The organism is Pseudomonas sp. o96-267, assembly GCF_003935465.1.
Lineage (GTDB): Bacteria > Pseudomonadota > Gammaproteobacteria > Pseudomonadales > Pseudomonadaceae > Aquipseudomonas > Aquipseudomonas sediminis.
Window position 1 is genome coordinate 32,469 of record NZ_RHQP01000014.1, and the last position, 19,213, is coordinate 51,681.

Here is a 19,213-nt window from a genome sequence, read left to right on the forward strand (position 1 = left end):
CGAACTGGAAGCTGCCCACCTTAGCCCGCCAGGCCGTCAACGACGAAAAACGCTGGTGGCGACCGCCTGCGTCAACGACGCCGGCGCCGGCTCACACGTAACCGAGCAGCACTAGCACCAGCACGATAACCAGCACCAGCCCCAAGCCACCAGTGGGCCCATAACCCCAACTGCGGCTATGCGGCCACGCCGGGAGCGCACCAACCAGCATCAGAAGCAGAATGATCAGCAGTATGGTTCCCAAGCCCATGGCAATCTCCTCGCATGTCTGTGGCGGCCCACGATGGAGCGGCGCGCCTGAAACCGGCAACCCATGTGCGGCTGCCGATCCTATGCAGGGTGTAACACTGCTGCGAAGCCAATGCCTGGCAATGCCCTCGCTGCTTCGCCATCCCCTACATCAGTTACGACCCAACAGCGAATCGGAAAGTGCCAACTTTAATCGGCGCGCTAAGCCAGGACGGGAAAGCCAAAACCCAATGGACGCAAGACAGGCGGGCAAGGTGGTAGTAAGGGTTTACTGAACCGCGCAGGGCGGGTTGCACCCGCCTCTGCGGCTACGGCCGCGGCGCGTAGGCAAACACGTCGGCGCGCATCTGGTGGGCGTCCATCCCCGCTTCGACCAGCGCATCGAGCGTGGCGTAGACCATCGTCGGCGAGCCGCTGGCATAAACGTGCAGGGCCTTGAGGTCGGGGAAGTCTTCGCGTACGGCTTCGTGCAACAGGCCGCAACGGCCCTGCCAGCCGCACTGGTCGCTGACCACCTGGTGCAGGTGCAGATTATCCAGCTGTTGCCACTCGGCCCAGTGCGGCAGCTGATAGAAGTCGTCGGGCCGACGTGCGCCCCAGTACAGGTGTACGGGGTGAGCGAAACCGGCGGCGCGGCAATGCTCGATCAGACTATGCATCTGACCCATACCGGTGCCGGCGGCGATCAGCACCAGCGGTCCATCGGGCAGATCGGCGAGGTGGGTATCACCGTAGGGCATCTGCACGCGCGCCATACCGGCTGCACGCAACTGCTCCAACAGGGCGATGCTGCTGTCTTCGCGGGCGAGGATGTGCAACTCCAGATCACGCCCGGCATGTGGCGCCGAAGCCAGTGAGAACGCCGCCATCTCGCCATCCGGGCGCTGCAGTAGCAGGTACTGCCCGGCGTGATAACGCGGCGCTTTGCCGGCCGGGGTACGCAAGCGTACGCGGAACACGTCGCCGCCCACATCCTGGCATTCGACCACCTGGCAGCTCAGCTCGCGCACCGGCAGCTCGCCCGGCGCCAGCACACCGTCCCAGTGCAGCACGCAATCTTCCAGCGGCTCGGCCAGGCAGGTGAACAGCTCACCATGGTCCAGCTCCACGCCGTTTTGCCTGACACGGCCTTCAACCAGCAGCGCAGCGCAGATATGGCAGTTACCGTTGCGACAGCTTTGTGGGCAGTCGTAGCCCAGGCGCCGAGCACCATCGAGGATGCGTTCGCCCGGCTGCAGCGAGAGGGTGACGCCGGAAGGTTGCAGGGTGACGTTCATCAATCGATTCCCAGCTCGCTCCACAGCGCGTCGACACGCGCCACCACGGCCGGATCCTTCTCGATGGCGCGGCCCCACTCGCGAGTGGTTTCACCGGGCCACTTGTGGGTGGCGTCCAGGCCCATCTTCGAACCCAGGCCGGAGATCGGCGAGGCGAAGTCGAGGTAGTCGATCGGCGTGTTGTCGATCATCACCGTGTCGCGCTTGGGGTCCATGCGCGTGGTAATCGCCCAGATCACGTCATTCCAGTCCCGTGCGTTGATATCGTCGTCGGTGACGATAACGAACTTGGTGTACATGAACTGTCGCAGGAACGACCACACACCGAGCATTACGCGCTTGGCGTGGCCCGGGTACTGCTTCTTCATGGTCACCACCGCCATGCGGTAGGAACAGCCTTCCGGCGGCAGATAGAAATCGGTGATCTCGGGGAACTGCTTCTGCAGGATCGGCACGAACACTTCGTTCAGCGCTACGCCGAGGATCGCCGGCTCATCTGGCGGCCGGCCGGTGTAGGTGCTGTGGTAGATCGGATCGCGGCGACGGGTGATGCGCTCGACGGTGAACACCGGGAAGGTATCGACCTCGTTGTAGTAGCCGGTGTGGTCGCCGTAGGGGCCTTCCGGCGCGGTCTCACCCGGATGGATCACGCCTTCCAGGACGATCTCGGCACTGGCCGGCACCTGCAGATCGCTACCACGCGCCTTGATCAGCTCAGTGCGATGACCGCGCAGCAGGCCCGCAAAAGCATATTCGGAGAGCGTATCCGGCACTGGCGTAACGGCGCCGAGAATGGTCGCCGGGTCGGCGCCCAGAGCGACGCACACTGGATAAGGCTTGTCCGGATGCTTCTGGCACCACTCGCGGTAATCCAGCGCACCACCACGGTGGCTGAGCCAGCGCATGATCACCTTGTTGCGGCCGATCACCTGCTGGCGGTAGATGCCGAGGTTCTGCCGTTCCTTGTTTGGGCCCTTGGTGATGGTCAGGCCCCAGGTGATCAGCGGCGCCACATCGCCCGGCCAGCAGTGCTGGATCGGTAACTTGCCGAGGTCGACGTCATCGCCTTCCTCGATCACTTCATGGCATGGCGCGTCCTTGACCACCTTGGGCGCCATGCTGATGACCTTCTTGAAGATCGGCAGCTTGCTCCAGGCATCCTTCAGTCCCTTCGGCGGCTCGGGCTCCTTGAGAAAGGCCAGCAGCTTGCCGATCTCGCGCAGTTCGGACACTTCTTCGGCGCCCATGCCCAGCGCCACGCGCTTGGGCGTGCCGAACAGGTTGCCGAGCACCGGCACGTCGAAGCCGGTGGGCTGTTCGAACAGCAACGCCGGGCCGCCCTTGCGCTGGGTGCGGTCGCAGATTTCAGTCATTTCCAGAACGGGCGATACCGGGGTCTGGATGCGCTTGAGTTCGCCGCGCTTTTCCAGTTCACGGATGAAGTCGCGCAGGTCGCGATACTGCATGCAGGAGCCTCGTGTCGGACAGGCAAGAGTCGGCCGCAAAGTTTAGCGCCGAAGTCGGGCTTTCAGAAGGCTTGAAAGCTTCCAGATACGACAAGGCCGGGTTTCCCCGGCCTTGTGGCGGTGCAATGGATCGTAGCGAGCGAAGGTCAGGCAAGGCAAAAACAGGCGAGGAAGCGGAGTGTACTTTTGTACATGAGCATTCCGAGTCGGTTTTTAACGCAGCATCACCGAAGCGCAGTAGATCCTCTTATTTGCGCTTCATCGACAGGAAGAACTCATCGTTAGTCTTGGTCGCTTTCAGCTTGTCGATCAGGAACTCGATCGCCGCGATCTCGTCCATCGGGTGCAGCAGCTTGCGCAGAATCCACATGCGCGACAGCTCTTCCTCACCGGTCAGCAGCTCTTCACGACGAGTGCCCGACTTGTTGATGTTGATCGCCGGGAACACACGCTTCTCGGAAACACGGCGATCGAGGATCAGCTCCATGTTGCCGGTGCCTTTGAATTCCTCGTAGATCACTTCGTCCATCTTCGAGCCGGTTTCCACCAGCGCGGTGGCGATGATGGTCAGCGAGCCGCCTTCTTCGATGTTACGCGCGGCGCCGAAGAAGCGCTTCGGCTTCTCCAGGGCGTGGGCGTCGACACCACCGGTGAGTACCTTGCCGGAGCTCGGGATCACGGTGTTGTAGGCACGCGCCAGGCGGGTGATGGAGTCGAGCAGGATGACTACGTCCTTCTTGTGCTCGACCAGGCGCTTGGCCTTCTCGATCACCATTTCGGCAACCTGCACGTGGCGGGTCGGCGGCTCGTCGAAGGTGGAGGCGACCACTTCGCCGCGCACGGTGCGCTGCATTTCGGTCACTTCTTCCGGGCGCTCGTCGATCAGCAGGACGATCAGGTGGCACTCGGGGTTGTTGCGGGTGATGTTCGAGGCGATGTTCTGCAGCATGATCGTCTTGCCCGCTTTCGGCGGAGCGACGATCAGGCCGCGCTGGCCCTTGCCAATCGGCGCGCAGAGGTCGATCACACGGCCGGTGATGTCCTCGGTGGAGCCGTTGCCGGCTTCCATGGTCAGGCGCTTGTTGGGGAACAGCGGCGTCAGGTTCTCGAACAGAATCTTGTTCTTGGCGTTCTCCGGACGGTCGAAGTTGATGCTGTCGACCTTGAGCAGAGCGAAGTAACGCTCGCCTTCCTTCGGCGGACGGATCTTGCCGACGATGGTGTCACCGGTACGCAGGTTGAAACGGCGGATCTGGCTGGGCGAGACGTAGATGTCGTCAGGGCCGGCCAGGTAGGAAGAGTCGGCACTGCGCAGGAAGCCGAAACCGTCCTGGAGGATCTCCAGCACGCCGTCGCCGGAAATCTCCTCGCCGCTTTTGGCATGCTTTTTCAGCAGGGCGAAGATGATGTCCTGCTTGCGCGAACGAGCCATGTTTTCCTGGCCCATTTGTTCGGCCATGTCCAGCAGTTCGGCAATCGGCTTTTGCTTGAGTTCGGTCAGATTCATAGGAATGACGTGATCATCGAGAGGAGAAGAAAGCTGTTAGCTTGAGAGGCCGCGCCGCAGAGAAGGCGACAGGATCGCGAACGAGTTCGTATAGGAATGAATCGGCGACGGCGTGCAGAGAGCTGCATGGAGGATGCAGCGGGGTCGAATTTAACACCGTGAAAAAACAGCGTCTAGTCCCGAAAACGAAAAAACCCCGCCAATTGCGGGGCCTCTTCCAGAGCGACTTGCCTCAGATGTTGCTGTCGAGGAAAGCAGCCAGCTGCGACTTGGACAGCGCGCCGACCTTGGTCGCTTCGACGTTGCCGTTCTTGAACAGCATCAGGGTCGGGATACCGCGCACGCCGTACTTCGGCGGGGTTTCCTGGTTCTCGTCGATGTTCAGTTTGCAGATCTTCAGCTTGCCTTGGTATTCCTTGGCGATCTCGTCGAGCACCGGTGCAATCATCTTGCACGGGCCGCACCACTCAGCCCAATAGTCGACCAGAACCGGACCTTCAGCCTGGATGACGTCCTGGTCGAAGCTGGCGTCGCTGACGTTGGTGATGAATTCGCTCATGAGGAGTCTCCGTGATTCGGAAGCAAAAAAGTGGCGCCATCATAGCCCGGCTTGAGTGACACCGAAAGGCACTGACGATTGAGCCTTTCAATAGTCGCCAATGTAGGCCTCAATCGCCCAGCGTGGTGAAGGCAATACCGGTGCGCAGTGCGGCGGCGCGGATATGCTGCTGCATGGCCTTTTGCGCCGGGCCGGCGGCATGCCGGGCAAGGGCCTTGATGATCTTGCGGTGCTCCTGCCAGGTTTCCATCGCTCGCTCCGGGCGGATGAACGGCAGCTTCTGGCTTTCCAGAAAGATATCGGCGCTGGAGGTAACCAGGGCGAACATTGCCTGATTGCCGCTGGCAGCGAGTATGCGTTGGTGGAACTCGAAATCCAGCCGCGTGGCCTGCTCGAAATCGCCCGCGCGCAGCTCACGGCGCATCTGCTCGACGTTGTCCTCGAGGATATCCAGCTCCTCAGCGGTCATCACCCCGGCCGCCAGGCCGCAGGCAAAGCCCTCCAGAGCGAAGCGCAACTGAAAGGTATCGGCCGCCGATACCTGTGCAGCGAAGGGCCAGGCGAAAGCGCCGGCCGCCTCGGCCTTACTCGCCTCCTGCACGAACACACCCTTGCCAGCCTGCACGCTGACCAGGCCCAACGCGCTGAGCGACGACAGCGCCTCACGCAGTGACGCACGGCTGACACCAAGGCGCTCGGCCAGATCACGCTGCGACGGCAGTGCGTCGCCAGGGCGATAGCCCTCGTCCTCGATCAGGCGACGGATTGCCTGCAAGGCGTATTCGGGTACCGCGCGGGGAGCAGAAGCATTCATGACTGTTCGGGCCGGTCAGTCCAGTAAAGCCGCCTTTGTAAGGCCATAAGCATATTTCAGGCAAGCGACGCCCCCTTGTGGACCAGCTCAGCGCACGAACGCACCGAGATGGCTCAGGAATACCTCTGACCATTCGGTCAGCTACGCCAACTGTTCAGACCAGTAAGACCTTGTTTCCACTCGCCTGAGGCGATGAAAGCCCTGATTTCATTGAACTTGGCACAGGCGATGCACTGCAGGAACCAAGCAAAACGCTTCAGTTTTCATTCACCAGGAGTTCGACATGCGCAAATTTCACCGCACCCTGCTGGGTACCCTGTTCGCCGCCCTGGCCTTCGGCTCCAGCACCGCTCACGCCGATGCACTCGAAGACATCAGTAAGGCTGGCGTACTGAAAGTCGCCGTACCGCAGGATTTTCCGCCGTTCGGCTCGGTTGGCCCGGACATGAAACCGCGTGGCCTGGATATCGATACCGCACAACTGCTGGCCGACAAGCTGGCGGTGAAGCTGGAGCTGACCCCGGTCAACAGCACCAACCGCATTCCCTTCCTCACTACCGGCAAGGTCGATCTGGTGATCTCCAGCCTCGGCAAGAACCCAGAGCGTGAAGCGGTGATCGACTTCTCCGCCGCCTACGCGCCCTTCTACCTCGGCGTGTTCGGCCCGGAAGACGCCGCCATTGCCAGCCTCGATGACCTGAATGGCAAGACCATCAGCGTCACCCGTGGCTCCATCGAAGACATCGAGCTGAGCAACGTCGCCCCGAAAGGCGCCACCATCAAGCGCTTCGAGGACAACAACTCGACCATCGCCGCCTACCTCTCCGGCCAGGTGGAGCTGATCGCCAGCGGCAACGTGGTGATGGTGGCCATTTCCGAGCGCAACCCCAAGCGCGTGCCGAGCATGAAGATCAAGCTCAAGGACTCGCCGGTGTACGTCGGCGTGAACAAGAGCCAAGCCGCACTGCTGGACAAGGTCAACGCCATCATCGCCGACGCCAAGACCGATGGCAGCCTCGATGCGCTCAGCCAGAAGTGGCTGAAGCAGCCGCTGCCGGCCGGCCTCTGAGCCGCGCGGAGAACTGAGCCATGGCGTACCAGTTCGACTTCGCCGCCGTCCTGCAGCACAGCGATCTGCTGTTGCAGGGCGCGGCCTTCACCCTCGGCCTGACGGCGATCGGCACCCTGCTGGGTGTCGGTCTCGGCATCGTCGGGGCGATACTGCGCGCCTGGCGCATCCGCCCGTTCAACCGCATTTTCGGCGTCTACGTGGAGCTGATCCGCAATACACCGTTCATCGTCCAGCTGTTCTTCATCTTCTTCGGCTTGCCCTCGCTCGGCGTACGTCTGAGCGAATGGGAGGCCGCCATTCTGGCCATGGTGATCAACCTTGGCGCCTACTCGACGGAGATCATCCGGGCCGGCATCCAGGCCATCCCGCATGGCCAGCTCGAGGCGGCCAGCGCACTGGCCATGAGCCGCTTCGAGACGTTCCGCCATGTGGTGCTGCGCCCGGCGCTGGGAAAGGTGTGGCCGGCCCTGTCGAGCCAGATCATCATCGTCATGCTCGGTTCGGCGGTGTGCTCGCAGATCTCCACCGAGGAGTTGTCGTTCGCCGCCAACTTCATCCAGTCGCGCAACTTCCGCGCCTTCGAGACCTACCTGCTGACCACCGCGCTGTACCTGATCATGGCCATCGGCATTCGCCAGTTGCTGGCCTGGGTCGGCCGCCGCTTCATCATGGGAGCCCGCTGATGGACTTCACCCTCTGGGATATCCTGCGCAACCTGCTCACCGGCCTGCAGTGGACGCTGCTTCTGTCACTGGTGGCCTTTGTCTGTGGCGGCATCGCCGGTCTGCTGGTGTTGCTGGCCCGCCTGTCGCCGTTATCGGCGCCGCGCATCCTCGCTTGTGGCTATATCGAACTGTTCCAGGGCACGCCGCTGCTGATGCAGTTGTTTCTGGTGTTCTTCGGTATCGCCCTGCTCGGCCTCGACGTGTCGCCCTGGCTGGCCGCAGCCACCGCACTGACGCTGTTCACCAGCGCCTTTCTCGCCGAAATCTGGCGCGGCTGCGTCGAGTCGATCAGCCGTGGCCAGTGGGAGGCGTCCGAAAGCCTGGCCATGAGCCGCCTGGAAACTTTGCGCCACGTAGTCCTGCCACAGGCGCTGCGCATCGCCGTGGCACCTACCGTCGGATTCTCGGTGCAGGTGGTCAAGGGCACCGCGGTGACCTCGATCATCGGTTTCACCGAGCTGACCAAGACCGGCAGCATGCTGGCCAACGCCACCTTCGAGCCGTTCATGGTCTACGGCTTCGTCGCCCTCGGTTACTTCCTGCTTTGCTACCCGCTCTCGCTCGCTGCATACCGCCTGGAAAGGAGGCTGAATGTCACTGCTTAACGTCACCGCCCTGCACAAGTATTACGGCGACAACCACGTACTCAAGGGCATCGACCTCAAGGTCGAAGAAGGCGAAGTGGTCGCCATCATCGGCCGCAGCGGCTCGGGCAAGAGCACCTTCCTGCGCACCCTCAACGGCCTGGAGTCGATCAACGACGGCGTGATCGAAGTCGACGGCGATTACATCGACGCCGCCCGCGCCGACCTGCGCAGCCTGCGGCAGAAAGTCGGCATGGTGTTCCAGCAGTTCAATCTGTTCCCGCACCTGACCGTCGGCGAGAACGTCATGCTGGCGCCACAGGTGGTGAAGAAAACCTCACGCGCCGAAGCCGAGAAAACCGCCCGCCAGATGCTCGAACGCGTCGGCCTGGCGGAGAAATTCGACGCCTACCCCGAACGCCTGTCCGGCGGCCAGCAACAGCGCGTGGCCATCGCCCGCGCTCTGGCGATGTCGCCCAAGGTGTTGCTGTGCGACGAGATCACCTCGGCGCTCGACCCGGAGCTGGTGAATGAGGTGCTGGCGGTGGTCAAGCAGTTGGCCAGCGAGGGCATGACCCTGATCATGGTCACCCACGAGATGCGCTTCGCCCGCGAAGTGGGTAACAAGCTGGTGTTCATGCACCATGGCAAAGTGCATGAGATCGGCGATCCGAAAGCGCTGTTCGCCGCCCCGCAGACCGAAGAGCTGCGCAACTTCATCGGCTCGGTGAACCTGTGAACGCCATGACCCCGCTGCCATTGCGTATCGAACCACTGACTCGCGAAGCCTTCGCGCCGTTCGGCGACGTGATCGAAACTGCCGGCGCCACGGCCTTCCCGATCAACGCCGGTACCACCACTCGCTACCACGATCTGGTGCAGGTGGAGCTGGCCGGTGAGGCGCCACGCACCCTGGTCAACCTGTTCGAAGGTAAGGCCTGGCACGCACCCGTCGAGATTCGCATGCTCGAACGCCACCCGCTGGGCAGCCAGGCGTTCTACCCGGTGGATGGCGGGCGCATGCTGATCGTCGTCGCGCCGCCCGGCGAACTGGATGAGTCGCAGATCCGCGCCTTCATCAGCGCGCCGGATCAGGGCGTGAACTACGCTCGCGGCACCTGGCACCACCCTTTACTGTGCCTGCAACACCCCGGCCGCTTCCTGGTGGTGGACCGTGGTGGCGACGGCCATAACTGCGACGAGCAGATGCTGAGACAGCCACTTAGTGCGCTAAACCTGCCCTGATCACAGGTCTAGACCAGTTTCATGCGACATCCGTATGCGTTGGCTCATGCGCTCAGTCGTGGCACGATGGCGCGGAAATCGAACGAGATGCCGTAATCATGCCTAACGCCCCTGCCGAGAGTTTTCCCCTGATCGCTGCCATCGACCTGGGGTCGAACAGCTTTCATATGGTGCTGGCCAAGGCCGACAATCACGAAATTCGCATTCTCGAGCGCCTCGGCGACAAGGTCCAACTGGCCGCGGGCCTGGACGACGAGCGCCAGCTCAGCGAAGAAGCGATGCAGCGCGGGCTCGACTGCCTGCGTCGTTTCGCCCAATTCACCAACACACTGCCGGAAGGCGCTGTACGCATCGTCGGCACCAACGCCCTGCGTGAGGCGCGCAACCGCGCGGTGTTCATCCGCCGCGCCGAGGAAATTCTCGGCCATCAGGTCGAGGTGATTTCCGGCCGTGAAGAAGCCCGCCTGATCTACCTGGGTGTTTCCCACAGCATCGCCGACACCCCCGGCAAACGCCTGGTCGCCGACATTGGCGGCGGCAGCACCGAGTTCATCATCGGCCAGCGTTTCGAGCCGCTGCTGCGTGAAAGCCTGCAGATGGGCTGCGTCAGCTTCACCCAGCGCTACTTCAAGGACGGCAAGATCACCCCGGCGCGCTATGCCCAGGCCTACACCGCTGCCCGCCTGGAGCTGATGGGCATCGAGCAGAGCCTGCGCCGCCTCGGCTGGGAAGATGCCGTCGGCGCGTCCGGCACCATCAAGGCCATCGGCCTGACGACCAAGGCTGCCGGCCTGAGCAATGGTGAGATCACGGTCGAGGGCCTGGCCTGGCTCAAACGCAAGCTGTTCAAGCTCGGCGAAGTGGACAAGATCGACCTCGACGGCATCAAGCCGGACCGCCGCGGCATCTTCCCCGCCGGCCTGGCGATTCTCGAAGCCATCTTCGATGCCTGCGAGATCCAGCGCATGAGCCACTCCGAAGGTGCTCTGCGTGAAGGCGTGTTGTACGACCTGCTCGGTCGTCATCAGCATGAAGACGTCCGCGAACGCACGCTGGCGGCGTTCATGGAGCGTTACCACGTCGATGTAGACCAGGCCGCTCGGGTCGAGGCCAAGGCGCTTTCAGCGCTGGACAAGGTTGCCAATGATTGGGGGCTGACCGACGACTGGCATCGTGAACTGCTCAGCTGGGGCGCCAAGGTGCACGAGGTGGGCCTGGATATCGCCCACTACCAGTACCACAAACACGGTGCCTACTTGATCGAGCACTCCGACCTGTCGGGTTTCTCGCGTCAGGATCAGCAAATGCTCGCACTGCTGGTGCGCGGCCACCGCCGCAACATCCCCAAGGACAAGTTCGCCGACTTCGGCGAGGAAGGCGTGAAGCTGATGCGCCTGTGCGTGCTGCTGCGCTTCGCCATCCTCTTTCACCATATTCGCGGCACGCAGAGCATGCCCGAGGTGCAGTTCAAGGTCGGCGACAACAGCCTGGAAATCGTCTTTCCTGAAGGCTGGCTGGCCGCCAACCCGCTGACATTGGCGGACTTCGAAGCCGAAGCAGAGTGGCTCAAGCGCATCGACCTGACGTTGAGCGTGCGTTGATCAACTTCTGCGTCAAGCGCCCGTAGGGTGCGCCGTGCGCACCGGGGTTTCGGGCGGTAAGCCTGTAGGGCGGGTGCAACCCGCCAAGACCGCAAAGCCCTCTCCTCCGGCCTACGGCCACCCCGCTCCGCGCCTCGGCCTGATCGCCAGCGATCAGGCGCTCATCGGCGCAGGAAGCACTTCAAAAACTACGGCACGCGGCCATCCAAGCCCTCTCCCGCCCTTCGGGCACCCCGCTCCGCGCCCCGGCCTGATCGCCAGCGATCAGGCGCTCATCGGCGCAGGAAGCAGTGCTTCCAAAAACGTGCCTCTTCGCCCCATAAATGGGAGAGGGTCAGCAGAGGGCTGCACGCAGCCGCTTTTAGCGCGTCACGATTACCGGTGCGGTGAGCTTCTCCAGCAAGCCGGACTGCGCGCTGCGCGGGTTCTGGTTGCCGGTGGGCTGTTGGCGCAGGTAACGACCATCGGACTGCAGCACCCAGGCCTGGGTGTTGTCGGTCAGGTAACTTTCCAGCTCCTTCTTCACGCGCGTGATGAGCTTCTTGCCCTCTACCGGGAAGCAGGTCTCCACGCGTTTATCGAGGTTACGCTCCATCCAGTCGGCGCTGGACAGGTAGATTTTCTCGTCGCCGCCGTTGAGGAAGTAGAACACCCGCGTGTGCTCGAGGAAGCGGCCGATGATCGAACGCACCTGGATGTTGTGCGAAACCCCGGCGATGCCCGGACGCAGGCAGCACATACCGCGTACCACCAGGTCGATCTTCACCCCGGTCTGGCTGGCCTTGTACAGCGCGCGAATCACCTTGGGGTCGGTCAGCGAGTTGAACTTGGCGATGATCTGCGCCGGCTTGCCCTCGGCCGCCGCGGCGGTTTCCTTGGCGATCAGGTCGAGCAGGGTCTTCTTCAAGGTGAAGGGCGCATGCAGCAGCTTTTTCATGCGCAAGGTCTTGCCCATGCCGATCAGCTGGCTGAACAGCTTGGATACGTCCTCACCGAGCGCGACATCGGCGGTCAGCAGGCTGTAGTCGGTGTACAGGCGGGCGTTGCCGGCGTGATAGTTACCGGTGCCGAGGTGTGCGTAGCGGACGATCTCGCCGTTCTCGCGACGCAGGATCAGCATCATCTTGGCGTGGGTCTTGAAACCGACCACACCGTAGATCACCACCGCACCGGCCGCCTGCAGGCGGCTGGCCAGGGCCAGGTTGGACTCTTCGTCGAAACGCGCGCGCAGCTCGATCACTGCGGTGACTTCCTTGCCGTTACGTGCCGCTTCCACCAGCGCATCGACGATCTCCGAGTTGGCCCCGGAGCGATACAGCGTCTGTTTGATCGCCAGCACGTGCGGGTCTTTGGCAGCCTGGCGCAGCAAGTCGACGACCGGGGTGAAGGACTCGAAGGGATGCAGCAGAAGGATGTCCTGCTTGCTGACCACGCTGAAGATGTTCTCGGCGTTCTGCAGCAGTTTGGGGATCACCGGGGTGAACGGGGCGTACTGCAGGTCCGAGTGATTATCCAGGCCGGTGATGCTGAACAGGCGGGTCAGGTTGACCGGTCCGTTGACCTGATACAGCTCACCCTCGGTCAGGCCGAACTGCTTGAGCAGGTGGTCACGCAGGTGTTTCGGGCAGGTATCGACCACCTCCAGGCGCACCGCATCACCATAGCGGCGGCTGAACAGCTCACCGCGCAGAGCGCGCGCCAGGTCTTCGACGTCCTCGGTATCCACCGACAGGTCGGCGTTACGGGTCAGGCGGAACTGGTAGCAGCCCTTGACCTTCATCCCTTGGAACAGGTCATCAGCATGAGCGTGGATCATCGACGAGAGGAACACGTAGTTGTCGCCGGGCCCGCCAACGTCTTCCGGTACCTTGATGATACGCGGCAGCAGACGCGGCGCCGGGATGATGGCCAGACCGGAGTCGCGACCGAAGGCATCGACACCCTCCAGCTCGACGATGAAGTTCAGGCTCTTGTTCACCAGCAGCGGGAAGGGGTGCGTCGGGTCGAGGCCGATAGGCGTGATGATCGGCGCGATCTCGTCGCGGAAGTAGCGGCGCACCCAAGCCTTGAGCTTGGTCGTCCAGTAACGACGACGGATGAAGTTGATGTTGTGCTTAGCCAGCGCCGGGAACAGCGTGTCGTTGAGAATGGCGTACTGGCGCTCGACCTGCTCGTGCACCAGCTCGCTGATCCGCGCCAGCGCCTGGTGCGGCTGCAGGCCATCGGCGCCGGCCTGTTCACGGGCGAAGTTGATCTGCTTCTTCAGGCCGGCGACGCGAATCTCGAAGAACTCGTCGAGGTTGCTGGAGAAGATCAGCAGGAACTTCAGGCGTTCGAGCAGCGGATAGGACTCGTCCAGCGCCTGTTCCAGCACGCGGATGTTGAACTGCAACTGCGACAGTTCACGGTGGATGTACAGACTGCTGTCATCCAGGCCGGGAATCGGCGCCGGTGGCGGGGTTTCCACCACGGGCGTCTCGGCGACCACCTCGGCCGGAGGCGGGTTGTTGTCGAGCACTTCGCTGTTGAGTCCTTCGCTGTTCATCACTGAGTTCCTGAGGGCGTCATTGCCCTTGTTTTAGCAGTTCTGCCGCCCGTACGGCGAAATAGGTGAGGATGCCATCGGCACCCGCACGTTTGAAGGCGGTGAGCGATTCCAGTATCACGGCCTCGCTGAGCCAGCCGTTCTGGATCGCCGCCATGTGCATGGCGTACTCACCACTGACCTGATAGACGAAGGTCGGCACCTTGTAGGCATCTTTCACGCGCCAGAGGATATCCAGATAGGGCATGCCCGGTTTGACCATGACCATGTCGGCACCTTCGGCCAGGTCGGCGGCCACTTCATGCAGCGCCTCGTTACCGTTGGCCGGGTCCATCTGGTAGCCGAGCTTGTTGCCCTTGCCGAGGTTGGCGGCCGAGCCCACCGCATCGCGGAATGGGCCGTAATAGGCGCTGGCGTACTTGGCCGAGTAGGCCATGATGCGCACATTGACGTGATCGGCCAGCTCCAGTGCCTCGCGGATCGCCTGCACGCGGCCATCCATCATGTCCGACGGCGCCACCACCTGGGCACCAGCCTCGGCATGCGACAGCGCCTGCTTGACCAGCGCATCGACGGTGATGTCGTTCTGCACATAACCGGAGTCGTCGAGAATGCCGTCCTGGCCGTGGGTGGTGAAGGGGTCGAGAGCGACGTCACTGATCACCCCGAGCTCGGGGAATTTTTCACGCAGGGCGCGGATCGCGCGCTGGGCGATGCCGTCCGGGTTCCAGGCTTCCGCCCCATCCAGGGACTTCTTCTCCAGCGGGGTAACCGGGAACAGCGCCAGCGCCGGAATGCCCAGCGCCACCCAATGTTCGGCTTCCTTCAGCAGCAGGTCGATGGACAGGCGTTCGACGCCCGGCATCGATGGCACGGCTTCACGGCGGTGTTCGCCGTCGAGGACGAACACCGGCAGAATCAGATCATCGACGCTCAGGCGATTCTCGCGCACCAGGCGACGGGAGAAATCGTCGCGGCGATTGCGACGCAGGCGGGTGGCGGGGAACAGACGATTGGCGGGGGTAACGCTCACGGCAGACTCCAAAGCCCGCTCGGGCGGGCCAGTATGACGGTTATAAGCGACCATTATGACCAAATGATGACGGTCAAATGACCGCGTGCGACGGCGAGTCGCACAGCCAGTCGCGCATTGTGGCATGACGCGCCACCTTCCGGCCTCCTCGTAGTCAGAGTAGTCTTCAGCACCTGCATCGATGAGCTCACGGCATGCTCCAAGACCTGATCCGCCAGTTTGGCTACCCGGCACTGGTACTCGGCACCTTCCTCGAAGGTGAGGTATCGCTGCTGCTGGCCGCCTACATGGCCGTGCGCAACGTGCTGGAGATCGAATGGGTGGCGCTGTGCGCCTTTCTCGGCACCTTCGCCAGCGATCAGCTGTGGTACTACCTCGGCCGTCGCCATGGCCGTGCGCTGCTGGCACGCAAGCCGCGCTGGCAGCCGCTGGGCGAACGTGCCAGCGCGTTGATCCAGCGTTACCCGGATCTGTGGGTCCTGTGTTTCCGCTTCCTCTATGGCCTGCGCACGGTAATGCCGCTGACCATTGGCCTGTCCGGCTATTCCTGGCGCCGCTACCTGCTGCTCGATGCCATCGGCGCTGGCGTCTGGGCCGGCGGCATCAGCCTGCTGGCCTACAGCCTGGGCAACGCCATGGGCGGTCTGCTGGAAGAGCTGCGCAACTATCAGGTCATCCTGCTCGCGGCTGTGGTCCTGCTGCTTTCCCTGGCCTGGCTACACCGGTGGCGTCAGCGCCGGCGTGGCTGAACCACGCGCTAGCCAGAGCCCCATCAGACTGAGCAGACTGTAGGCGCTCAGCCACGCCCAGGCGCTGGCATCGAGCGCCAGCATGCCGAGCTCACCGGCCAACCAGAGTACCGGCAGGTTACTCACCAGACGCAGGCACTCCAGCCGCCAGGCATTGCTGCGGTTCTCCAGCCACATACCAATGCTGCATAGCCCCAGGGCCATCCACAGACATGCCAGCAGCACGCCACCGATCGCCAGTGAATCACCCTGCGCCAGCAGCCATACGCCGGCCAGCAGGTAGCAGACGAACTGCAGCAGCGCGTAGATCTGCGCGCCACGCCCCAGCGGCACCTCGAACTTGCGGAAGTTGCTCAGGTCCGCCTTGGCCTGGGGATAACGCGCCGCCACGTCGGCCGGGCGCCAACCAGTGGGCATGAACCAGATGCGCAGCCGGTCCCACCACGAACTGGATCGTTTGGCATCGTTCCACAGCCCGGCATAAACCTGCAGGTTGGCCCACAGCGGGTTCCAGCTGGCCAGCGGCACGGTAACGCCGAAGACCACCGGTTCTTCGTCGAGTTCTTCCTGGAAGGTGCCAAATATTCGATCCCAGACAATGAACACACCGCCGTAATTGCGATCCATGTAGATAGGATTCTGTGCATGGTGCACGCGGTGATTGGACGGGGTGATGAACAGCCACTCGAACCAGCCCAGTTTGGGGATGTGCCGGGTATGCACCCAGAACTGATACAGCAGGTTCAGGGCGGCGACGGTGAGGAAGACCAGCGGCGGCACGCCGACCAGCGCCATCGGCAGGTAGAAGATCCAGCCGAAGATGAAACCGGTGCTGGTTTGCCGTAACGCGGTGGAGAGGTTGTAGTCCTCGCTCTGATGGTGCACCGCATGAGCGGCCCAAAGCACGTTGCGCTCATGGCCCAGGCGGTGGTTCCAGTAGTAGCAGAAGTCGTAGAAGACGAAGGCGAAGAGCCACACCCAGAGGCTGCCTTCGGCCAGCTCGAACAGCGCCAGATGCTCCCAGGCGAAGGCGTAGGTGAGCAGGCCGACCACCTTGGTCAGCACACCGGTCGCCTGCGACAGCACGCCGGCACTGAGGCTGTTGAGGGCGTCGGCCAGGCGATAGGTGCGCATACCGCGCCAGCGGTCAGCGAGCAATTCCAGGCCAATCAGCAGGAAAAAGAAGGGCACTGCGTAAAGAACGTAATTCATGACTGCGCCATATCGTTGTACTTGTGTCGGGAATGAGCTGTTATTCATCCTATGCGCAGCTTCGTCAGGCTTCGCGGCGGCGAATGACAGTCCGAGTGGCATTTGGCGACAACCCCAGCATTGGTAATACCCGCGCCCGTTTCAAGGTCGCGTCTTTCCTCACCAGGAGTCGAGCATGAGCAAGAAAGTGGCAGTGATTCTGTCCGGCTGTGGCGTCTACGATGGCGCCGAGATCCATGAAAGCGTGATCACCCTGCTGCGCCTCGACCAGCGTGGTGCCGAAGTCCAGTGTTTCGCCCCCAACGTGCCGCAGCTGCACGTGGTCGATCACTACAGCGGCGACGAGATGAACGAAACACGCAACGTGCTGGTGGAATCGGCTCGCATCGCCCGCGGCCAGATCAAGGACGTCAAGCTGCTGCACATGGCAGAGTTCGACGCGCTGATCCTGCCCGGCGGCTTCGGCGTAGCGAAGAACCTCTCCGACTTCGCCACCAGCGGTGCCGGCTGCACCGTGCAACCTGACGTGCTGGCGGCTTGCAAGGCGTTCGTCGATGCCGGCAAGCCGGTTGGCCTGATCTGCATCGCCCCGGCGCTGGCCGCGAAGATCTTCGGCGCTGGCGTGATCTGCACCATCGGCAACGACGCGGACACCGCCAGTGCGCTGACCCAGATGGGCGCCGAGCACCAAGAGTGTGAGGTCAGCGAAATCGTCGAAGACGAGGCTCGCAAGCTGGTGACCACGCCGGCCTATATGCTCGCCAAGTCCATCGCCGAGGCAGCGTCGGGCATCAACAAACTGGTCGACCGCGTGCTGGAGCTGGCGCACCACTGATTTTCAGGCGTCGGCATGTGGCGTTGCGCCTGAATTAACGCCGGGGCCCAATGGGGTGGGCGGCGTTCCGTTTTAGCCCACCTTGATTGCCATTGGTGGGCTGAAGCTGAAACGGAACGCACCCGAATCCTCCCACAGGAGTCAGGCCGATCCGGCCAATGCTCAGGGCACTCCTGCATTGCCTCTGGCCAAGTCTTGCGCGGTACTGCAGCGTGGCGACAGGATTTCTTGGAGCCCCTGCCATGTCCCAGCCTTTCGTCCTCAGCCCCGACCTGCAACAGGCGGTGGCCAGTTTCTTTAAGCGCATCCCCTTCAATCAGGTGCTCGGTATCGAGCTCGATGAGCTGAGCCCCGAGCGGGTGACCATGCACCTGCCGATGAAGCCCGAACTGATCGGCAACTTCGTCCACGGCATTCTGCACGGCGGGGTGATTTCCTCCCTGCTCGACGTCTGTGGCGGCGCCATGGCTCTGATCGGCGCCTTCGCCAATCACCAGCACCTGCCGCCTGCCGAGCGCATGAGCAAACTGTCCAAGCTCGGCACCATCGACCTGCGTATCGACTACCTGCGCCCCGGTCGCGGCCAGCGTTTCACTGCCACGGCCATGCCGTTGCGCGCCGGTAACAAGGTGGCGGTCATTCGTATGGAGCTGCACAACGACGAGGGCGTGCTGGTGGCGGTAGGCACTGGCACCTATCTGTGTGGGTAGTGGCAACGCACATTGTGGGAGGAGATTCAGCCGCGACTGGCGCCCAGCTCTCTCATCACCGGCGTACTGCTTCGCGAGTACACCCTACGCGCCTCCCAAGCAGAAATCCGGGGCAGCTAGCGACTCAGCCGTGTGAGAATTCGATCCAGCGAGTTGGCGAACGCCTGCCGATCCTTTTCCGAATACGGCGCCTGACCACCGCCCACCTGCCCCTGCTCACGCAGGTCGGTGAACAGGTTACGCACCGCCAGACGCTCGCCCATGTTGCGTTCGTCGAACTCGCGACCACGCGGGTCGAGCGCAGCCACACCCTTCTTCACCAAACGGTCGGCCAGTGGCACATCGCTGCAGATCACCAGCTCGCCGGGCACGGCGTGCTCCACCAAATGATCATCGGCGGCGTCCGGCCCGCTGGGCACCACGATCAGTTTCACGCAGGCGAAATTCGGCCGGGCGACGGCCTGACCGGCTACCAGCACCACTTCGAAGCCTCGTTTGAGTGCGAACTTGACCACCTGGTCCCGCGCTGCCCGAGGGCAAGCGTCGGCGTCGATCCATACGCGCATGCAGCAACTTCCGCAGAACAATCAGCGCGCAGTATGCCAGCAGACGACTCGATCAGGCGTTGTAGAAAGGCTCACAGCGCTCACGCACGGCGCGTGACAGGTTGTCGTCGGCCAGCTCGATAAGGTCCAGTTCCACTTCATCGGGCAGCAGCTCGGCTACCAGCGCAGCCAGGCGCCGCTGACCGCGCACATCGGCACCGGAAATCGCCAGCAGCAAGCGCGGCTGCGGGCCGATGGCCGGATCGCGCAACGCAGCGAGAAAAGCTTCGCGCACAGCTAGCTGGGCACAGGCCGCAGACAGGGCCTGCTCCAGGGAGGGATGACGCAGAGCAGCCAACGCCAGATCAGGACTGTCGGCGTAATGAGTGGAGTGGATCGAGGAAGACATGCGCGCACTCGGCAGAGAAATTGGAGCCAGCCTAGGTGCACTAGGACCCGCTGTCGTGGCAGCGGTTCACGCTATC

Annotated in this window: 20 protein-coding genes; 9 read left to right on the forward strand and 11 right to left on the reverse strand. The window is 62.8% G+C overall.

Going from position 1 to position 19,213, the window contains the following annotated elements:
- Positions 1 to 91: 91 nt before the first annotated feature.
- The 6 genes from EGJ86_RS11645 to EGJ86_RS11670 form a co-directional block, all read right to left on the reverse strand.
- The gene (locus EGJ86_RS11645) at positions 92 to 250 is read right to left on the reverse strand and encodes a DUF3309 family protein (RefSeq protein WP_072423525.1); all 159 of its coding nucleotides are present in this window, start codon (positions 248 to 250) and stop codon (positions 92 to 94) included.
- A gap of 307 nt (positions 251 to 557) precedes the next feature.
- Positions 558 to 1,526, reverse strand: a complete 969-nt coding sequence (locus tag EGJ86_RS11650; RefSeq protein WP_125835212.1) for a CDP-6-deoxy-delta-3,4-glucoseen reductase — start codon at positions 1,524 to 1,526, stop codon at positions 558 to 560.
- Positions 1,526 to 2,992: a 4-hydroxy-3-polyprenylbenzoate decarboxylase gene (ubiD, locus tag EGJ86_RS11655; protein WP_125835213.1), complete on the reverse strand. Its 1,467-nt coding sequence runs from the start codon at positions 2,990 to 2,992 to the stop codon at positions 1,526 to 1,528. The genes EGJ86_RS11650 and ubiD overlap by 1 nt, the downstream gene beginning before the upstream one ends.
- A gap of 247 nt (positions 2,993 to 3,239) precedes the next feature.
- Positions 3,240 to 4,499 carry a transcription termination factor Rho gene (gene rho / locus EGJ86_RS11660; RefSeq protein ID WP_090335975.1) on the reverse strand — a complete coding sequence of 420 codons (1,260 nt, stop codon included), beginning with the start codon at positions 4,497 to 4,499 and terminating at the stop codon, positions 3,240 to 3,242.
- A 232-nt stretch (positions 4,500 to 4,731) separates the two neighbouring features.
- Positions 4,732 to 5,058, reverse strand: a complete 327-nt coding sequence (trxA, locus tag EGJ86_RS11665) for a thioredoxin TrxA (RefSeq protein ID WP_003458627.1) — start codon at positions 5,056 to 5,058, stop codon at positions 4,732 to 4,734.
- Positions 5,059 to 5,167: 109 nt separating this feature from the next.
- Positions 5,168 to 5,872 (reverse strand): FadR/GntR family transcriptional regulator, encoded by a 705-nt coding sequence (locus EGJ86_RS11670; protein WP_099524629.1) that lies wholly within the window; start codon positions 5,870 to 5,872, stop codon positions 5,168 to 5,170.
- Between the two features lie 283 nt (positions 5,873 to 6,155).
- Between EGJ86_RS11670 and EGJ86_RS11675 the strand changes: the two genes are divergently transcribed.
- The 6 genes from EGJ86_RS11675 to ppx all read left to right on the forward strand — a co-directional run bounded on the left by EGJ86_RS11675 (position 6,156) and on the right by ppx (position 11,099).
- Positions 6,156 to 6,941, forward strand: coding sequence for a transporter substrate-binding domain-containing protein (locus tag EGJ86_RS11675; RefSeq protein WP_125835214.1), 786 nt, complete (start codon positions 6,156 to 6,158; stop codon positions 6,939 to 6,941).
- Positions 6,942 to 6,961: 20 nt separating this feature from the next.
- Positions 6,962 to 7,627 carry an amino acid ABC transporter permease gene (locus tag EGJ86_RS11680; protein ID WP_125835215.1) on the forward strand — a complete coding sequence of 222 codons (666 nt, stop codon included), beginning with the start codon at positions 6,962 to 6,964 and terminating at the stop codon, positions 7,625 to 7,627.
- Positions 7,624 to 8,274: an amino acid ABC transporter permease gene (locus EGJ86_RS11685; RefSeq protein ID WP_177432828.1), complete on the forward strand. Its 651-nt coding sequence runs from the start codon at positions 7,624 to 7,626 to the stop codon at positions 8,272 to 8,274. The genes EGJ86_RS11680 and EGJ86_RS11685 overlap by 4 nt, the downstream gene beginning before the upstream one ends.
- A complete protein-coding gene (locus EGJ86_RS11690; protein ID WP_106735086.1) occupies positions 8,261 to 8,992 on the forward strand; it encodes an amino acid ABC transporter ATP-binding protein in 732 nt (243 codons plus the stop codon). The genes EGJ86_RS11685 and EGJ86_RS11690 overlap by 14 nt, the downstream gene beginning before the upstream one ends.
- Positions 8,989 to 9,498 carry an ureidoglycolate lyase gene (locus tag EGJ86_RS11695; RefSeq protein ID WP_125835217.1) on the forward strand — a complete coding sequence of 170 codons (510 nt, stop codon included), beginning with the start codon at positions 8,989 to 8,991 and terminating at the stop codon, positions 9,496 to 9,498. Before EGJ86_RS11690 ends, EGJ86_RS11695 begins: the two co-directional genes overlap by 4 nt.
- A gap of 98 nt (positions 9,499 to 9,596) precedes the next feature.
- Positions 9,597 to 11,099 carry an exopolyphosphatase gene (gene ppx / locus EGJ86_RS11700; RefSeq protein WP_177432826.1) on the forward strand — a complete coding sequence of 501 codons (1,503 nt, stop codon included), beginning with the start codon at positions 9,597 to 9,599 and terminating at the stop codon, positions 11,097 to 11,099.
- 361 nt (positions 11,100 to 11,460) lie between these two features.
- Here the strand turns inward: ppx and ppk1 are convergent, their stop codons facing one another.
- Entirely contained in the window at positions 11,461 to 13,644 is a 2,184-nt protein-coding gene (gene ppk1, locus EGJ86_RS11705) for a polyphosphate kinase 1 (protein ID WP_125835219.1), read from the reverse strand.
- Between the two features lie 19 nt (positions 13,645 to 13,663).
- On the reverse strand, positions 13,664 to 14,677 hold the full coding sequence (gene hemB, locus EGJ86_RS11710) for a porphobilinogen synthase (RefSeq protein WP_125835220.1): 1,014 nt from the start codon (positions 14,675 to 14,677) through the stop codon (positions 13,664 to 13,666).
- Positions 14,678 to 14,871: 194 nt separating this feature from the next.
- Between hemB and EGJ86_RS11715 the strand changes: the two genes are divergently transcribed.
- Positions 14,872 to 15,426, forward strand: a complete 555-nt coding sequence (locus tag EGJ86_RS11715; protein ID WP_099524644.1) for a DedA family protein — start codon at positions 14,872 to 14,874, stop codon at positions 15,424 to 15,426.
- Here EGJ86_RS11715 and EGJ86_RS11720 read toward each other — a convergent pair.
- The gene (locus EGJ86_RS11720) at positions 15,394 to 16,638 is read right to left on the reverse strand and encodes a sterol desaturase family protein (protein ID WP_099524646.1); all 1,245 of its coding nucleotides are present in this window, start codon (positions 16,636 to 16,638) and stop codon (positions 15,394 to 15,396) included. The two genes, EGJ86_RS11715 and EGJ86_RS11720, sit on opposite strands and share 33 nt — an antisense overlap.
- Positions 16,639 to 16,813: 175 nt before the next feature.
- Between EGJ86_RS11720 and elbB the strand changes: the two genes are divergently transcribed.
- Both elbB and EGJ86_RS11730 read left to right on the forward strand, forming a co-directional pair.
- Positions 16,814 to 17,473 carry an isoprenoid biosynthesis glyoxalase ElbB gene (gene elbB, locus EGJ86_RS11725; protein ID WP_106735080.1) on the forward strand — a complete coding sequence of 220 codons (660 nt, stop codon included), beginning with the start codon at positions 16,814 to 16,816 and terminating at the stop codon, positions 17,471 to 17,473.
- Positions 17,474 to 17,715: 242 nt separating this feature from the next.
- Positions 17,716 to 18,183, forward strand: a complete 468-nt coding sequence (locus EGJ86_RS11730) for a thioesterase family protein (protein WP_106735079.1) — start codon at positions 17,716 to 17,718, stop codon at positions 18,181 to 18,183.
- A gap of 116 nt (positions 18,184 to 18,299) precedes the next feature.
- On the opposite strand, the gene EGJ86_RS11735 is transcribed toward EGJ86_RS11730, so the two are convergent.
- Positions 18,300 to 18,749, reverse strand: coding sequence for a YaiI/YqxD family protein (locus EGJ86_RS11735; RefSeq protein ID WP_099524651.1), 450 nt, complete (start codon positions 18,747 to 18,749; stop codon positions 18,300 to 18,302).
- 52 nt (positions 18,750 to 18,801) lie between these two features.
- Complete coding sequence (locus EGJ86_RS11740; RefSeq protein ID WP_106735078.1) at positions 18,802 to 19,137, reverse strand: enhanced serine sensitivity protein SseB C-terminal domain-containing protein; 336 nt, start codon at positions 19,135 to 19,137, stop codon at positions 18,802 to 18,804.
- Between the last annotated feature and the right edge of the window lie 76 nt (positions 19,138 to 19,213).